This window comes from Streptomyces sp. NBC_00523 (genome assembly GCF_036346615.1).
Taxonomy (GTDB): domain Bacteria; phylum Actinomycetota; class Actinomycetes; order Streptomycetales; family Streptomycetaceae; genus Streptomyces.
Window position 1 is genome coordinate 5,030,746 of the sequence record NZ_CP107836.1, and the last position, 16,442, is coordinate 5,047,187.

At 72.4% G+C, this 16,442-nt stretch carries 11 protein-coding genes; 8 read left to right on the plus strand and 3 right to left on the minus strand.

Annotated elements, in window-relative coordinates; genetic code table 11:
- Positions 1-2 precede the first annotated feature (2 nt).
- Complete coding sequence (locus OHS17_RS23055; protein ID WP_018102711.1) at positions 3-188, minus strand: DUF6104 family protein; 186 nt, start codon at positions 186-188, stop codon at positions 3-5.
- A 167-nt stretch (positions 189-355) separates the two neighbouring features.
- On the opposite strand from OHS17_RS23055, the gene OHS17_RS23060 reads away from it, so the two are divergent.
- The 8 genes from OHS17_RS23060 to fxsT all read left to right on the plus strand — a co-directional run bounded on the left by OHS17_RS23060 (position 356) and on the right by fxsT (position 13,702).
- Positions 356-892, plus strand: coding sequence for a CU044_2847 family protein (locus OHS17_RS23060; RefSeq protein ID WP_330313681.1), 537 nt, complete (start codon positions 356-358; stop codon positions 890-892).
- A gap of 56 nt (positions 893-948) precedes the next feature.
- Positions 949-2,952: a VMAP-C domain-containing protein gene (locus OHS17_RS23065; RefSeq protein WP_330313682.1), complete on the plus strand. Its 2,004-nt coding sequence runs from the start codon at positions 949-951 to the stop codon at positions 2,950-2,952.
- Positions 2,953-3,082: 130 nt separating this feature from the next.
- Entirely contained in the window at positions 3,083-4,108 is a 1,026-nt protein-coding gene (locus tag OHS17_RS23070) for an AAA family ATPase (RefSeq protein WP_018102709.1), read from the plus strand.
- A 7-nt stretch (positions 4,109-4,115) separates the two neighbouring features.
- Positions 4,116-7,535, plus strand: coding sequence for an SAV_2336 N-terminal domain-related protein (locus tag OHS17_RS23075; protein WP_330313683.1), 3,420 nt, complete (start codon positions 4,116-4,118; stop codon positions 7,533-7,535).
- A gap of 152 nt (positions 7,536-7,687) precedes the next feature.
- Positions 7,688-7,876 (plus strand): FxSxx-COOH cyclophane-containing RiPP peptide, encoded by a 189-nt coding sequence (gene fxsA, locus OHS17_RS23080; protein WP_330313684.1) that lies wholly within the window; start codon positions 7,688-7,690, stop codon positions 7,874-7,876.
- A gap of 148 nt (positions 7,877-8,024) precedes the next feature.
- Positions 8,025-9,239 (plus strand): FxsB family cyclophane-forming radical SAM/SPASM peptide maturase, encoded by a 1,215-nt coding sequence (locus OHS17_RS23085; RefSeq protein WP_330313685.1) that lies wholly within the window; start codon positions 8,025-8,027, stop codon positions 9,237-9,239.
- Complete coding sequence (locus OHS17_RS23090) at positions 9,236-10,627, plus strand: HEXXH motif domain-containing protein (RefSeq protein ID WP_330313686.1); 1,392 nt, start codon at positions 9,236-9,238, stop codon at positions 10,625-10,627. The genes OHS17_RS23085 and OHS17_RS23090 overlap by 4 nt, the downstream gene beginning before the upstream one ends.
- An 81-nt stretch (positions 10,628-10,708) precedes the next feature.
- Positions 10,709-13,702, plus strand: a complete 2,994-nt coding sequence (gene fxsT / locus OHS17_RS23095; RefSeq protein WP_330313687.1) for an FxSxx-COOH system tetratricopeptide repeat protein — start codon at positions 10,709-10,711, stop codon at positions 13,700-13,702.
- Between the two features lie 128 nt (positions 13,703-13,830).
- Here the strand turns inward: fxsT and OHS17_RS23100 are convergent, their stop codons facing one another.
- Positions 13,831-15,126, minus strand: a complete 1,296-nt coding sequence (locus OHS17_RS23100; RefSeq protein WP_330313688.1) for an HEXXH motif domain-containing protein — start codon at positions 15,124-15,126, stop codon at positions 13,831-13,833.
- On the minus strand, positions 15,123-16,304 hold the full coding sequence (locus OHS17_RS23105; RefSeq protein WP_330313689.1) for an FxsB family cyclophane-forming radical SAM/SPASM peptide maturase: 1,182 nt from the start codon (positions 16,302-16,304) through the stop codon (positions 15,123-15,125). Before OHS17_RS23105 ends, OHS17_RS23100 begins: the two co-directional genes overlap by 4 nt.
- Between the last annotated feature and the right edge of the window lie 138 nt (positions 16,305-16,442).

Here is a 16,442-nt window from a genome sequence, read left to right on the forward strand (position 1 = left end):
CCCTACTCGTCCTCGTCCTCGTCGTCGTCCAGACGGGCCAGCCAGGTCGCGAGGCGCTCGACCGGCACCTCGAAGTCGGGATTGAGATCGACGAACGTACGAAGCTGCTCGGCGAGCCACTCGAAAGTGACCTCTTCCTCGCCTCGCCGCTTCTCCAGCTCCTCGATACCGCGGTCGGTGAAGTACATGGCGCAAGTCTAGTGGTGGGGCGGGGTGGGGCTGCCGCGTGCGCCGGGCCACCGGCGGCCCGGCGGGGCGGGCCCTTTCCGGCGTGCCGCTCGCGTCCTGGTCGAAGTGCCTCGCCCCGGGCCGTTACGGCCGTTAATCTGCGGGTAGTTGGTGAACGGGGGGTGTCATGGGTGACAGTGGGTCCCGTATTACGCGCATTGAGCTGCCGGACGGCACACCGGTCTGGGCCAGGATCTCCGGGGCCGAGGAGCTGACCGGGCCGGGGTCCGGCGGTGGGCCGACCTACACGGACACCGGGTTCGGGGACTTCGCGGACCAGGTGCAGGCCCGGGTCGAGAGCCTGCACTCCGTGGTGACCGGGGTCGCGCGCTCGCTCGCCGTGCCGTTGCGGGCGGTGCGGCCGGACCAGGTGAGCGTCGAGTTCGGCATCGAGCTGACCGCCAAGGCCGGGAAGATCGTCGGGCTGCTCGCGGACGGCGAGGCCAAGGGTGCCATCACGGTCACCCTCACCTGGAACGGCGGCGGGCCGCCCATCGACGCGCCCCCGCCCGCCCCCGTACCGGCGCAGACGACCCCGCCCTCCGTGCCCCCCGCCGCGCCACCGGGCGCCGGCGCACCTCCCGGCCGTCCGCCCGCCGGGGCACCCCCCGGCGCACCGGCACATCCCGGCGGTGCGGGCGGCCCCGACGGCGGCGGGGCATGACCTTCGGGGAACAGGGGGGCGCAGAGGGGGCCCTCGGCCCCGCTCAGGCCGCTCTCATGGACCTCGTCCAGGACGCCACCGTACGCATCCATCGCCCGCCGTCCGGGTATGCCCAGGACGGGCCGGAAGGGGACTTCCTGGGCAGCGGCTTCTTCGTCGCACCCAGCTGGGTCCTCACGTGCGCGCACGTGGCGATGCGGGGGGAGGCGGGCATGGTGGGCGTGTGGTTCAAGGAGGACCGCTACAGCGCGGAACTGACCGAGGTGCCGGGCCGCGTCGTCGCCGCCCTGCCCGGCACCCGGCCCCCGGGCCCGGGCGGCTGGCCCGCCCCCGACCTGGCGCTCATCCAGCTCCAGCGCCCCGTCGAACACCCCTGCGTGTACGTCACCGAGCGGTCCGAGGCGATGCTCCGCAGCCGCGAGGTCCGCTGCGTGGGCTGGGCGCCCGTCCAGGGCGGCGGGCTCCAGAACCGCAGCGGCGTCTGCGTCGTCAAGGGCTCGTACGGGGGATCGGGCGACGCCGAACAGGTCGTCAGGATCGACGGCGACTGGGTGGAACTAGGCATGTCCGGCGGGCCGTTGGTGGACCTCGCCCGGGGCGAGGTCGTCGGCGTCATCAAGTCGCAGATCAACGGCCACCAGGGCGGTACCGCCGTCGGCGTCGAACGGCTGCGCACCCTGGAGGTGCCGGCCGGGCCCGTCGAGACCGAGACCGACGACATATACCAGTCCGTCTTCCACGCCCACGACCGCTACCACGCCGACCGGCACACCAGCTCCGCCGGGACCGAGCGGACCTGGACCGACGCGCAGAGCGACCTGCCCGACCCGCCCGGCGGCATCCTCGGACCCAAGCTGCGCGCCGAACTCCTGGGCCGGCTCGCCGAACTGCCGCCCCCGGCCAGCACCCGGTCGCTGCTGACCCTGCTCGACCGGCTGCCCGGGGTGTACGCCCGCGACCACCGCCCGGCCCCGCGCGGCTGGCGCGACGGGCTCGGCGCGCTGTACGACGCCCGCGCCCGCGACCGCGAGGCGCGGTTCGAGCTGATCGTCCGCTACTGCATGGGCGTCCTCGCGGCCGACCGCCCCTGCGGCCAGCTCTCCGTGCGCAACGCCAAGGCGCTCTGGGGCTGGGTCAAGCGCATCGCCGACACCGAACTGCCCCGCGACCTGCGCCGACAGCTCGACGTGGAGTGGGCCGCGATCCGCCTCCGTCTGGAACAGAACCGCCAGCGGGCCGCCCGCGCCCCGGCGGGCGACCCCGTCCTCTACGGCGAACGCGACTGCGTCGTGCTCCATGTGGACCTCCAGGGCTGGGCCCGCGACCAGTACGACTGGCGGGTCGCCGTGGACCGCCGGGCCGGGGAGGCGGAGCCCGTGGACGAGGACAGCCGCGGCGTGCCGCTCGGCACCGTCCCGGACCGGCTGGCCGCCGCGCTGACCGAGGCGTTCCGCCGGTGCGACGAACCGGACAGCCCCGCCATGCTCCAGGTCGTCGTCGCGCCCGCGCTCTTCGGCCTTCCGGTGGACGACTGGGAGCTGCCGCCGTCCGGGATGCGGCTCGGAGCCGTACGCCCTGTGGTGCTGCGCAGCCCGTACCCGGGGGCGGCCGACGAGCGGCCCGCCCGGTGGGACGCGGGTCTGGCGGCCGCGATCCGGGCCGAGGTCGTCGACTGCGAGGACGAATTGCGGGTACGTGTACCGGAGTCGGCGCGGCTGCGCACCCTGGCCCACGAGACCGTGCCCGTCCTGTGCCGCTACGGCAACCCGGACCCCGACGTCACGGCCGGGGTGGTGCGGCTGCTCGACAGCGGATTCGGCGTGGCGCTGCTCCAGCGGCGCACGGCGGAGGGCGACACGGTCTGCAAGGAGTTCCACCGCCGCGTGGTCGAGGCGGTGTCGGACACCCGCACCCACGACCGGCTGCCGTGGAAGATCCACGAACTGAGACGCGGGGTGAGCGCGGGGCGGACGGAGATGTACTGGTCCGCCGGCGCCGCCCTCTACTACGACGACCCACACCGTCCGCTGCCGGGCTCCGACTTCCTGGAGGCGCCGTGAGCCACCGTGCAAAGCATCAGTCGTGTAAGCGAACTGGCCTTCCTCTTACGGGTGTTGAACCGGATCGCTACGGTAGGGCACGTCCGACGCAGGCCGCCCCTGGCGGACGAGTGACAACGAGGGACACGCTATGAGTGAACCGAGCGAGTGGCTCATCTACCGGGGCATCGGCGAACCGCACGACGAGGTTCCCCAGCTGCCGCCCCCGCCGCCCTGGCGCGACTTCACCGGAGGCCGCGGGCCCGGCGGGGCGGACGGCGGCGAGTCCGCCGACCGGCGGCTCGGCATCCCCGGGCGCGTCGCCGAGGAGCACCGGCCCGGCGCCGAGGAACTGGAGATGATCAACGCGGCGCTGTACCTGCGGCGCCCCCTGCTCGTCACCGGGGACCCGGGCGCGGGCAAGAGCACCCTGGCCCACTCCGTGGCGCGGGAGCTCGAACTCGGCAAGGTGCTGCGCTGGCCCGTGGTCAGCCGCACCACCCTCCAGGACGGCCTGTACCACTACGACGCCATCGCCAGGCTCCAGGACGTCCAGATCGCCTCGCACGCGGCGGCCGGCGGCGCGGAAGGGGCCGACGCCGCCCAGAGCGTGGGCAGTTACATCCGGCTCGGCCCGCTCGGCACCGCCCTGCTGCCCTCGGACCGGCCGCGCGTCCTGCTCATCGACGAGCTGGACAAGAGCGATATCGACCTCCCCAACGACCTGCTGAACGTCCTGGAGGAGGGCGAGTTCGCCATCCCGGAGCTGGAGCGGATCGCCGACCGGCTGCCCGACGGCGAGGCGGACGTCCTCGACCACGACGGCAACAAGGTCCGCATCAAGGGCGGCCGGGTGCAGTGCCGGGCCTTCCCCTTCGTGGTGCTCACGAGCAACGGCGAGCGGGACTTCCCGGCCCCGCTGATGCGCCGCTGCATCCACCTGGAACTCGGCCGCCCCGACCACAAGCGCCTCGCCTCCTTCGTCAAGGCCCACCTCGGCGAGGAGGCCGCCCGCGCCAGCGACGACCTGATCGCCCACTTCCTGGAACGCTCCCGCACCGAACTCCTCGCCACGGACCAGCTGCTGAACGCCATATACCTCACGCACGCCGCGTCACCGGCGGGCCGCGACCGGCTCGCCGACCTGCTCATCCAGCGACTCGACCGGCCGAGGTGAGGTTCTGATGTCCGGTGCGGCGGACGAGAACGGTGGCGGCGGCGGGCCCGGCGCCCCGGAGCTCCACGACGACGGGTTACTGCCCGAGCTGGTCGCGCGGCTGCGCGGCGCCGGGCTCGACCCGGACGTCGAGCAGCTCTGCGACGCCCTCTGGCTGGCCCGGTGGACCCGCGGCGCGTCCGCGCCCGACGAGGAGGGCGCCGGCCGGGACCTCGCGCGCCGCCTCGGCCACCGCCCCGCCGCGGAGCGCCCCGACCCACGCCGCACCACCACCCCGGACGCCCGCACCCCGGACACGGACCCGGACGCCCGGCGCGAGGAGACGCCCGCACCGGGGGACGGTGAACGGATCTCCCTGCACCCCGTCCCCGGCCGCACGCGGCCCGGCGACCCGGACACGGCACCGGACCCGACGGGCGTGCGGTCCGGCGCGGACGCCCGCGCCGCCGTGCTGCCCCTCGGCGTACCGGCCGCGCCCGTGCTGCCCGCTCACCTCGAACTGACCCGCGCACTGCGCCCGTTGCAGCGCTACCGCCCGGTCTCCGCACCCCTGCGCCAGGTCCTGGACGAGTCGGCGACCGCCGAACGCAGCGCCCGCGCCGGGGGCGTGGTCATGCCGGTCTTCCGGGGGGTCCGGCGCGGCGACGCCGTCGTCCAGTGCGTGATGGACGCCTCCTCCTCGATGCTGGTCTGGGACCGGCTGTTCGAGGAACTCCAGCAGATCTTCGCCCGGATCGGTGCGTTCCGGGACGTCCAGATCCGCTACCTCCACCCCGGTCCCGACGGCGGCTGCACGGTAAGCCGCAGCCCCGACCCCGCCGCCGCCCCGCTCCACTCGGCGGACCGGCTCAGCGACCCCACCGGACGCCGGGTGACCGTCGTCGTCAGCGACTGCGCGGGCCCCCTCTGGCGCACCGGACACGCCCACCGGCTGCTGCACCAGCTCGCCCGGCTCGCCCCCGTCGCCGTGCTCCAGCCGCTGCCGCAGCGCATGTGGAACCGGACCCGGCTGCCGGTCACCTTCGGCTCGCTCACCCGGGGCGAGGGTCCGGCCGGGGCCACCCTCCTCAAGGTCAGCGGCGACGCCGGAACGGGCCCCGCCCACCCCGGCGCCCTCGCCGTCCCCGTGCTGCCGCCGGTCGCGGACGCGCTCGCCGCCTGGGCCCGGCTGCTCTCCGGCACCGGCGCGGCCTCGGTGCCGGGCGCGGTCGGCTGGGTCCGCGCCGACCAGCCCGCCGCCCCCGCCCGCCGCCCGGGCGACACCCCGTCCTCCCTGCAACTGGTCAGCCGGTTCCGCTCGACGGCCTCCCCGGCGGCCGGACAGCTCGCCGTCTACCTCGCGGCGGCCCCCCTCTACCTCCCCGTCATGCAACTCGTCCAGCGCACGATGCTGCCCCACTCCGGCCCCTCCGAACTCGCCGAGGTCCTGCTCAGCGGACTCCTCAAGCGGCAGGAGGGCGGCACCGGACGCGGCCAGTGGTACGTCTTCGAGCCCGACGTGCAGGAAGCACTGCTCGGGCCCCTCGGCCGCGACGAGGCCCTCCTCGTACTCAAGCACTGCTCGCAGTACATAGAGCAGCGGTTCGGCAAGGGCGGGCCCAACTTCCCGGCCCTGGCCTACGCCCAGCTCGGCGACGGCACCACCCGCGACGCCGGGCACGGCACCCCCTGGCCCCTCCCCGCCCGGGACGCCGACGGGGACACGGACGAAGCCGACGAGAGTGAGGAGAACGACGGGAACGGGGGGAACGAGACACCCGGGGGCCCACGCGTCCCCCACGCCTTTGCCGAAGTCGCAGCCCGCGTACTGGAGCGATTCATGCCCGTACCGCCACGATTCGTCGCCCGGGAGCCCAAGACCCCCGGAAACCCCCAGGCCGCCGGCCTCGCCGTGCGCCGCGCGCGGGAACTCGTGCGCCACTTCGAGACCGACAAGATGGTGCAGCGCCTGATCGACGCCGTACAGCTGCTCAGGGGCGCCGCCGAGCACGGCCGGGCCCCCTCCGACGACACCGAACTCCAGGCGGAGTACGCGCGCTGCGTGCTGCGCCTGTGGGAGGTCCAGGGCGGCGCCGACCTGCTGGAAGAGGCCGAACGCGCCGCGGAACGGGCCGCCGCCCGCCCCGGCGCCGTACGGGAACGCGCGGTGCTCGCCAAGGTGCTGCACGCGGCCGCCGACGACCGGCGCAGGCGCGGCGACCGGCGCGGCGCGCTGGAGCTGCTGCGGCGCGCCGACCGCGAGTACACCGCGGCCTGCGCCAGCCCCGGCCTGGAGCCCGGCGAAGCCCTCCGCCTCACCCTGGAACGCGTCCGGGCCCTGGAGGCGCAGTGGCGGCTCGACGGCGACACCGCCCTCCTCCAGAGCGCCTGCGGCATGCTCGAAGCGTTCGCCGACGCCTGGCCCGACCAGGAGAACCGACCCGCCGTCCTGCCCCTCCAGCACGGCCGCACCCTCCTGAAGCTGGCCCGCGCCACCCAGGACGGCGAACAGTCCCGCGAGTACGCCCGCCAGTCGGCCCGGTCCCTGCGCACCGCGTTCGCCCAGAGCACCGGGCAGACCATGGGCACCGAGGTCCGCATCGTCCTGGACCTGGTCGACGCGCTGCTCGCCTCGGGCGCCGAGCCGGAGGAGGCCGCCACCCTCACCGCCCAGTCGCTGGAGACCGTACGCGACCAGCGGCAGCGCGCCCAGCTCCAGACCCGGGCCGGCCGGGTCCGGGCCGCCCGCTACGAACACACCGGCGACCCCGCCGAACTCGTCGCCGCCGCCGAGTGGTTCGCCCGCGCGGCCCGGGGCATCCCCCGCGACTCGCGCGCCTACACCGACCTGCTCGCCGAGTGGGGCGCCACGCTGCTGCGCCGCGCCGAACTCCCGGACGGCCGCGCGCACATCGGCGCGGCGGTCCGGGTCCTGCGCGACTGCCGCTCCGAGATGCCGGCCGGCGGCGCCCAGCAGTCCGAGCGCCTGCTGATGCTGGGCCGCGCCCTGATGCTGCGCCACCGCGCCACGGCGGACCGGGTCGACCTGCGGGAGGCCGAGTACCTCTTCAAGCTGGCGGCCGAGGAGGCCACCGCCCCGCTCACCGCCGCCCGCTGCTGGCTGGAGCTGGGACGGGCCCTCCTCCAGGCGGCCGGGGTCCTCGACCGCCCGGCCCGCCGCGACGAGGCCGCGGAGGCGTTCCGGTCGGCCGCCGACGCGGCCGCCGAGGCGCAAACGGAGCAGGAGAGTCCACAACATCTCCAGGAAGCCGTGGAGTTGGCTGCTACAGCCAACCACTGGCGGGGTATGACGTACGAGAGGGCGGGACGCCCCCGGGCCGCGCGCGACGCGTACCGGGCGGCCCGCCAGGAGTGGCGCAAACTGCCGGACACCGGCGGCGCGGCGGGTGAGGCGACCGCCGAGCGGCTGGCGGAGCTGGAGCGGTGAGAGCGGCGCGCTCGACGGCGAGCGTGGCCCGGGCCCCGGCGTACACGTAGGGCGGGGCACGACAAGGCAGGTCAGGGATGCGGGACCGGCGGGACGCGCTCAACGGCGAGCGGGTCACCGGCCGGCCCGGTGCTGCGGTACGGGGAGGCGTGATGAGCGAGTCGACACGATACGAGGGAACGGGCACGGCCGGCACGGGTGAACTGCCGGACCTGCTGGGCCTGGACCTGGCGACCCTGAGGACGATGGACCACCCGGTGCTGTCCGAGGTGGTGGCCGATCTGCGCGGTCGGGCGGAGCAGCCGAAGGAAATGCTCTGGGGGTTCACCAACGCGTTCTGAGCGTCGTACCGCACGGTTTCGGCCGGGGGGTGTGCCCGTTCAGGACATCATGGCCCGGGCCGGGCCTGCGTCCGCCGTACGACGGGGACACTCACCCCGGGCCGACAGCGGGGCCATCCCGGCCGGCGTACAGCACGGGGGTGCTCGAATGGCTGGACGGACGACGCCGCGGGGGGAGCGGTCCGCGGAACCGGCGCCGCAGGGTGATGCCCGTGCGCACCCGGTGCCCTTCGGGCAGTTCATCGTGAAGGTGCACGGCCGCTGCAACCTGGCCTGCCGTTACTGCTACCTGTACGAGGGCCCCGACCGCACCTGGCGCGACCGGCCGTCCGCCGCGTCGCCCGCCGTCCTCGACCGCACCACCGCCCGGATCGCCGAGCACGCGGCCGCCCACGGGCTCGGGAGCGTCGCCCTCGTCCTGCACGGCGGCGAACCCCTGCTCGCCGGGCCGGGCCGGCTGGCCGCCCTCGCCGACGCGGTGCGCGAACGGGTGCCGGCGGACTGCGCCGTCCACACAACCGTGCAGACCAACGCCACCCTGCTCACCGGCCCCGCCGTCACCACGCTCGCCCGGCACGGCATCCGCGTCGGCATCAGCCTCGACGGCGGGCTCGCCGCCCACAACACCCTGCGCCTTGACCACGCGGGCCGCCCCTCCTGGCCCGCCGCCTCCCGGGGCGCCCGGCTCCTGGCCGACCACCACCCCGAGGCGTACGCGGGCATCCTCACCGTCGTGGACCCGGACACCGACCCGCTGGAGATGTACGAGTCACTGCTCGCCCTGCGCCCTCCGGCCCTGGACCTCCTGCTGCCGCACGGCAACTGGTCCAGCCCGCCGCCGGGCCTCTCCGCCGCTCCCGGTCCGGGGCGCCCCACCCCGTACGGCGACTGGCTGTGCACGGTCTTCGACCGCTGGTGGGGGGCGCCCCGGCGGGAGACCAGGATCCGGCTGTTCGAGGAGTGCTTCGCGCTGCTCCTCGGGCTGCCCGCCGCGACCGAATCCCTCGGCCTGGACCCTGTCAACGCGGTCGTGGTCGAGACGGACGGCTCCATCGAGCAGGTCGACTCGCTCAAGTCCGCGTACGACGGCGCGGCCGCCACCGGCCTCGACGTCTTCCACCACACCTTCGACGAGGCGCTGCGCCACCCGGGCGTGGCCGCCCGCCAGGCGGGGGCCGGCGCGCTCGCCGCCGCCTGCCGCGCCTGCCCGCTGCTGACCGTGTGCGGGGGCGGCCACTACGCACACCGCTACCGCGCAGACAACGGCTTCCGGAACCCCTCCGTCTACTGCGCCGACCTCGAACGGCTGATCCGCCACATCGCGGACCGGCTGGCCGATGCAACCGCTGGAGACCCCCCATGAGTTCTGCCGTCCCCGACCACGTCCTGCGCGAGCTCGGCCGCACCGAGGGCGACGCCGCCTCGCTGGGCCTGCTCGTCCGCGACCAGGACACCCGCCGCCTCGTCCTCCTGCGCGCCGTGCTCGACGCGGCGGAGGCCGCCCCGGCCACCGTGTGCCCACCCCCGCTGCTGGACCGGCTCCGCGCGGACTGGGCCCTCCTCGAAGCCGCCGAACACGCGGACCGGGAAGCGGTGCGGACGGTTCTGTTCCACCCCATGGCCGGGCCCTGGGCGCAGCGGCTGCTGGGCGGGCTGACGTCGGAGGCGCCGGCCGGGCCCGACCTGCTGGCCGACCTGGCCCACCTGACGGCGCTGGTGGCCGCGGCGGGGGTGCGGGCGGGGGTGGACCTCCGGGTGCGGCTCGGCCCCCGCGGCGGGTACCTGTCGCTGCCCACGCTGGGCGCCGTACGCGCGGACACCGGCCCGGTCGAACTCCAGTGCCATGGCGGGGAGCTGACGGTACGGCCCGCCGACGGCGCGCCCTTCACCGTCCGCGTCCAGCAGGACGGCGCAACGAGCTCGGCGGACCCCCGCTGGGTGCCCCTGGTCATGCTGCCCGCCGTGGTGCCCGGGGCGGGCCCCGTGGCGCTGGACGACCTCGATCCGTACCGGACGCGGGGCGACGGAGCCGAGACGCACGGGCTGGGGGGCGCCGCCCAGATCGACGACTGGGAGCGCAAGGCGTGGATCGAGTCCTGGTCCGGGGTCGAGCCGTTGCTGCGCCTGGGCGGCGAGCACCGGCTCACCGAGGCCACGGTCCTGCTGCGCTGCATGGTCCCGCTCGGGCCGCCGCCCGGCTCCGGGCCCACCGGGCGCAGCGCGGCGCACTGCAGCGGCACCCGGCGCGAGGCGTTCGGCGCGGTCCTCAGCAGCAAGCCCGCCACCCCCGCGTACTTCGCCTCCACGCTCGTGCACGAGCTCCAGCACACCAAGCTCTCCGCGCTCTGCGCCCTCGTCCCGCTGCACCACGAGGACGCGACGCCACGGCACTTCGCGCCCTGGCGCCCCGACCCCCGGCCCTTCGACGGGCTGCTCCAGGGCGCCTATTCGCACCTCGCGCTCGCCGACTACTGGCAGCGTTTCGCGCTGCACGCGCGGCGCGTGGCGCACCGGGACCAGGCCTGGGCGGAGCACGCGCGCTGCCGGCAGCAGGTGGGGGCCGTACTGCCGGTGCTGGCCGGCTCGGCGGCGCTCACCCCCGAGGGCCGGACGGTCGTCAACGAGATGATCACCCTCTACCACCGTCTGGAGGATTCGCCGCCTCCCACGGGTCACCTTGCGCGTGCGGAGGCGTATGTGACCACCGCCAAAGTGATATGGCAGCAGAGGAACGACTCATCCAGGAGTTGAGCGGCCACGCGATCGCGACCGGTGCGAGCATGCCCCGGTGTATCTTGAAAGAGCTCACAACGAGGTCAGGGAGACGGTTCAATGCCCGCTACGCGTAAGCAAGTTGGAGCAATCGGGGCGCAGACCATCACCCTGAGCTTCGCCGGGTACAACCGGGCCTGGGCGGCGTGGATCGCGGATCGGCTGGAACGGCGCGGAGTGACGGTCGTCCAACAGCGCTGGGACCCACCGGTCGACGTGCCGCTGGAGGACTCGCTCCGCGACCTGATGCTCGCGCGGGGACAGATTCTGGTGCTGCTCAGCGACTGGTACTTCCAGCTCGGGCCGCGCAGCCACGAGGAGTGGAACCGGGCCCTGCGCGAAGTGGTCGTGCCCGACCCGGACCGCTTTGCCGCCGCGTCCATCACCACCGCAGCCCTGCCCGGCGCGACCTCGGTGTTCGCCGCCGCCGATCTGACCAACGTGGGTGCGGACGAGGCGGAGCGCCGGCTGCTCGTCCGCCTGGGGCTGCCCGCCGACCCGCTCCCCGAGGACGCCGCCGCGCGTCCGGGACCCCGCTACCCGGCGGACATCCCCGAGGTCTGGGGCGGGGTGCCGCGCCGCAACACCCGCTTCACAGGCCGCGAGCGGCTGCTGGCCGAAACGTACCAGGCGCTTCAGGAAGCGGGCACGGGTGCGGGCGTGGTGACGCTCCATGGCATGTCCGGGGTCGGCAAGACCCAGCTCGCCGCGGAGTACGTCTACCGCTTCGGCTCCGAGTACGACGTCGTCTGGTGGGTCCCCGCCGACCGGCGTGCGCTCTTCCGGCAGAAGCTCGCCGAACTCGCCCCGGAACTGGGCCTGTCCACCGGTGCCGAATACGGCCAACGGCTCCGCGCCGTCCGCGACTCGCTGCGCCGGGGCAACCCGCACTCCCACTGGCTGCTCATTCTGGACGGCGCCGACGAACCCGACCAGATCTGGGACCTTGTGCCCACCGGGCCGGGGCACGTGCTCATCACCTCCCGCAACCCGGAGTGGAGTGAGCACAACAGCAACCTGGTCGAGGTGCCCGTCTACCGGCGCGACGAGTCCGTGGCCTTCATCCGCCGCCGCGCCCCGCGCCTGACCCCGGCCGAGGCCGACCAGCTGGCCGATGCCCTGGAAGACCTTCCGCTGCTCCTGGACCAGACGGCGGGCTGGCTGAACGACTCCGACATGTCCGTTGAGGAGTACATCGAACTCCTCAACGGTGGCATCGATCAGGACGTCGTCAAGGTCTCCGCCGACTTCCCGCTCGCCTTCCAGACCGCCTGGTCGATACTGCTGAACAAGCTCCGGGACACCGTCCCCGAGTCCGTCGACCTGCTGCGCCTGTGCAGCTTCTTCGCACCCGGCTCCATCCCCGTACGGCTGCTGAAGGAAATGCCCTCCGGAGAGCTGCCCGAACAGCTCTCGGGGCTGATGAACGACCCGCTGTTGTGGAACAGGGCCATCGGCCAGCTGCGCCAGTACTCCGTGGTGCGGCTCGAGTCCCACGAGTCCGACGTGGACGAGGCGTCCTCGGGCGAGTCGGTCTATCTGCACCGCATGGTCCACCAAATCGTCCGCAAGGATATGCCGGACCAGGACCGGCAGGAATTCATCGACGTCGTCCGCCGGGCACTCGCCGCCGCAGACCCCGGCCGTCCGACGGACACCCGGCTCTGGCCCCGCTACGCCGAGATCACCCCACACCTGAAGTGGGCCGACGTCCTGCGCAGCACGGACCCCGCCGTGCACAACCTCGTCCTCAACTGCCTGCGCTACATGTATCTCTCGGGCGAGTACCGCGCCGGCATAAAGTTGGGTTCGCGTGCCATGACTGCCTGGCGCGAACTGCTCGGAGAGAACCATCCGCGCGTCTGGGACCTGAGCTACAACTACGCCAACCTGCTGCGTGCCGTGGGCGACTACGCCGGGACCGAGGCCATCGAACGCGCAGCAGTCGAACACCTGCGGGCCGAACGCGGACCCCAGGACCTGGAGCACATCCGAGCGGCCGGTGGCCTCGCGGCAGACTTGCGGGGGCTCGGTCGGTACGCGGAGGCGCAGGAGCTGTCGAGCTGGATTCTGACGCAGTATCAGGAACTGCTGGGGGAACAGGATTCCCGCACGCTCGACGCCCAGAACAACCTCGCCACGTCCATGCGCCTCCTCGGCCGCTACGAGGATGCGCTGGAACTCAACCGCCGCACCCTCGAAGCGCGCCGCCAACTGCTGCGACCGCGTCATGCCTGGACGCTCTACTCCGAGGTCCACTATGCGACAGACCTGCGCCTCCTGGGCCGGTACAAAGAGGCCCAGTCGATCCAGACTCTGAGCGCCCGCGTTCACCGGAACGTGATGGGTGCCGACAACCCACAGACATTGCGCGCCGAGCACAACCTGGCGCTCTGTCAGTATCGTGCCGGCGAGCGCAACGACGCGGCGAGCGCGTTCACGTACGTACTGGAACGCGCCGAACGTGTGCTCGGTGAGAGCGACCCGCTGACCATGATGTTCGCCGCCAGCCAGAGCTTCTTCGCTCGCGAGCACGGTGACATCGACCAGGCTAGGACCATAAGCGAGAAGGTCGTCCAGGGCTACGTGGAAATGCTGGGTGAGGAGCACCCGTACGTGGCGGGGAGCCGCGCCAACCATGCCCTGATCCTCCGCAGCGTCGGGGAGCGCCAACAGGCGTTCCATCTGCTGGAGGAGGCGCTCACAGACATGGACCGCTTTGTCGGCGAGAACCATCCCTGGACGCTGGGTTGCGCCATCAACGCCTCGGCTGTGCGTAACCTGGTCGGTGACGTGGAAGGGGCTGTGACGCTTACCGACTCGCTGGTCACACGTGCCATCGAGGTCCTGGGGCGTACTCACCCCCTGACGCTCTCCGCCCGCATCGCCCACGCCGCGGACCTGCGCGGCGTCCGGGACAGGCAACGGGCGGATAAGGTCGAGTCAGAGGCGCTGGACGACCTGGCGACCACACTCGGTGCGCAGCACGTACACACCGTCTCGGCTCGTTCCCGGAACCGGCCGTACTGGGACTTCGAGCCCCAGATCATCTGACGGCATGCCGGCGGTGATGGCCGGCGGGTGCGGGGTGCGGCCTGTGCGGAGCCGGCCGCGACCTCGCCCGGCCCGCGCATCGCGTGAGATGCGCGGGCCGGGCGAGGTCGGGAACGCCCCTGTCGGTGTCAGGAAACCATGGCTCCGTGGACCGTAGTCAGGCCTGTGCGTTCCCGCCAGGCCGCAGACTTGGCGAGTGCGTCCTTGTGCGCGCGGAGGGCGATTGAGCTCGGCACTTCGTCCGCCTGCCAATCGGCCACGGTGCCGGCTATCCCAGTTACCAATCGTCGGCCCTCGTCAGTGAGGCCAGGGTGGTCGGAAAGCTGGGGCAGGGCCAGCGTGGTCAGTTCACGCCAGAGGGCGAACTCATAGTGGGAGTGTTCGGCATCGTCCACTGTGCGCTGGACGCGCCAGAAGTCCACGACGCCCAGGTGCGCGTACACACCGTGAAGCAGCGCGCCCAGCGGCCGAGGGTCGGGACGCCAAGGAGCATGGAAGAGACCGGGATGAGTGTGATCGTGCAGGGGGACGAGATCCACTATTGCTGCCAGTTTGATGTGCTGGAACTCGTGGACCATCAGCAGAGCCAGAGCCACCGGGTCGTCGTACGCGGATGCGCTCATCGCACCGAACGCCTCGTTGACCGAGCAGCTGGAGCTCACCGCCCCCGGCGCGCAATCCACCGGGGTGATGATGGCCAGTCCTGCGGACAGCGCGTCGGCATGGGCGCTGTGGTGGGTCACCAAAAGTTCCCAGGCTTCGCTCAGAGTCCGCTTCCAGTGGTCCACTCTTTCGGGACTCTGGCGGCCGGCGGGTTCCCCGAGACTGCTGCGGTATGGGTCAAGGTCGTCCAGGCTCAGGCGTAGGTGCTTCCCGCCGCTGGTCGCTTCCAGCAGGTGAACGTGCTGCCAGTTCTCCTGGGCGGATCGGCCGTTGACGCTGACCGATCCACCGTCCACACGTACCTGCGCCGTGTCACCCTGGAGAGCGTCCAGGCGTCCCCGAGTGGGCAGGAATATGGCACCCGAGTCGACCGGTAGCCGGACGTCGTGCGTGGCCTCGGCCCGAATCGCTGCTACCGCTGCGAGAGCGCCGAAGTAGCTCAGCCGCGTACCCATGGAAGCAGCTCCGTGGGCTGATAACGCCCGCAGACACTCGGAAGCCCAGGCCCCGAGGAAGGGGTGCAGCAGAGCATCCTCGACCACGTCCGGGTGATCTTGTTGGATCGTCGTCAGCAGCGCGAGACCATCGTGAAACCCGCTGTCCCGGACCGACTGCTTGTCGGTGGCGTCCAGCAGGCAGCGCAACAGCAGCATGCGCCGACTGAGCTGGCCGCTGCGCAGGATGTGCACCGCCGCCGCGTCACCGAAGCCCGAGGCGAGGGCCTCGAAGGCGTCGGCGTCCAACTGGTGCGTGGTGATCACGAGCCGCTCCCTGTAATGGTCAATTGCGCGATGTCTGCCGCCAGCCGACTGTGCACGTGAGTGATCAGCTTGGCCAGGTCAGCGCAGTACACGGATGGATTGGCGAATTCACTACCGGTTCGGTAGCGGTGCGCAAACTGCCCGCCACCACATTCCTTGACCAATGGGCAGGCCCGGCAGGTTTCGCACAGTGCTGCTTCCCCGGCTTGGTTGGCACGCATTGCCGGCTGTGCCAGAACCGCGTCGAAGGAGTGGTTTCTCAGGTTGAGACCCGTTGCTGGTGCCCCGTCGTAGGCCACTTTGAGCGTGTCCATCAGTTCGATCGAGCCGTCAGTCTCCACGACGACGAAGTCCAGCGGCGCGGTGCCGAACACCTCACTCACCGCGGTCCCGCCGAGCAACTGGGCGATCAGCTCTTCGAACAGTCGGATTCGGGTGGGTTGCTCCGGCTGCTTGTACCAGTGGTCGAAGACCGCGATCAGCCAGTCCGCATATGGAGTCTCTCCCGGCACGTGTCCAGGCGGCGGCGTATCCCAGGTGCCGTGAGGCAGCAGCAGGTCGATAATCGGGGGTTTCCAGGCCGCCAACGCCTCGTACACCTCAACGGGGTCGTTGGCCAGATCGACGGCGGCGAGAAGGCCGCGGAAGAGCGGGCGGTACGCGTCCGCCGCCAAAGCTTGCAGGCCGCGCTCCACGTCGTCGTACGAACCCCGGCCATTTGCGAACCGGCGGTGCCGGTCGTGATGAGCCGGCCCGCCATCCAGGCTCACGCCGATACCGACCCGGTGCTTGCTGAGCAGGTCGAGGTTGGCCTTCGTCAGCAAGACTCCATTGGTCTGCAGGGCGAAGTTGACCTCGACCGGAACGGCGGCCCGAACTGCCGTCACGACGTCTTCCAGGGTGTCGCGGCCGGCCAGCAACGGCTCGCCGCCGTGCAACACGACTCGTATCGATTCCAACGCGTGGTCCCGCGCGTGCTCGGCAAGCCGGTTGGCCAGTGCGGTGATCGTTCCAGTGGATATCACCTTTGGTCGCGACCGCCAACTCTGATCTGCCGCTTCGTACATATAGCAGTAGTCACAGGCGATGTTGCACCGACTGTGGACTTTCACAATGAACTCCCGGAAGGGGACTTCATTCGCGCGTATCCGCCCTGCGGGAGCGGTCACGTCGTTCATGCGCGTGTCGGGTTGGGCTGGGTGCCGGACGGTACGCCGCCTACGCCGTCCGTCCTCTTGGAGGACCGCGCGTATGCCCGGGCGGCCCACATCGCTTTGTCGACAGGTGCCACGCGCGACTTGATCTCGGTCATAGCT

Excerpts from the sequence above, each read along its gene's own strand:
- OHS17_RS23055 (WP_018102711.1), bottom strand. The coding sequence starts at position 188 with ATGTACTTCACCGACCGCGGTATCGAGGAGCTGGAGAAGCGGCGAGGC.
- OHS17_RS23060 (WP_330313681.1), top strand. The coding sequence starts at position 356 with ATGGGTGACAGTGGGTCCCGTATTACGCGCATTGAGCTGCCGGACGGC.
- OHS17_RS23065 (WP_330313682.1), top strand. The coding sequence starts at position 949 with ATGGACCTCGTCCAGGACGCCACCGTACGCATCCATCGCCCGCCGTCC.
- OHS17_RS23070 (WP_018102709.1), top strand. The coding sequence starts at position 3,083 with ATGAGTGAACCGAGCGAGTGGCTCATCTACCGGGGCATCGGCGAACCG.
- OHS17_RS23075 (WP_330313683.1), top strand. The coding sequence starts at position 4,116 with ATGTCCGGTGCGGCGGACGAGAACGGTGGCGGCGGCGGGCCCGGCGCC.
- fxsA (WP_330313684.1), top strand. The coding sequence starts at position 7,688 with ATGAGCGAGTCGACACGATACGAGGGAACGGGCACGGCCGGCACGGGT.
- OHS17_RS23085 (WP_330313685.1), top strand. The coding sequence starts at position 8,025 with ATGGCTGGACGGACGACGCCGCGGGGGGAGCGGTCCGCGGAACCGGCG.
- OHS17_RS23090 (WP_330313686.1), top strand. The coding sequence starts at position 9,236 with ATGAGTTCTGCCGTCCCCGACCACGTCCTGCGCGAGCTCGGCCGCACC.
- fxsT (WP_330313687.1), top strand. The coding sequence starts at position 10,709 with ATGCCCGCTACGCGTAAGCAAGTTGGAGCAATCGGGGCGCAGACCATC.
- OHS17_RS23105 (WP_330313689.1), bottom strand. The coding sequence starts at position 16,304 with ATGAACGACGTGACCGCTCCCGCAGGGCGGATACGCGCGAATGAAGTC.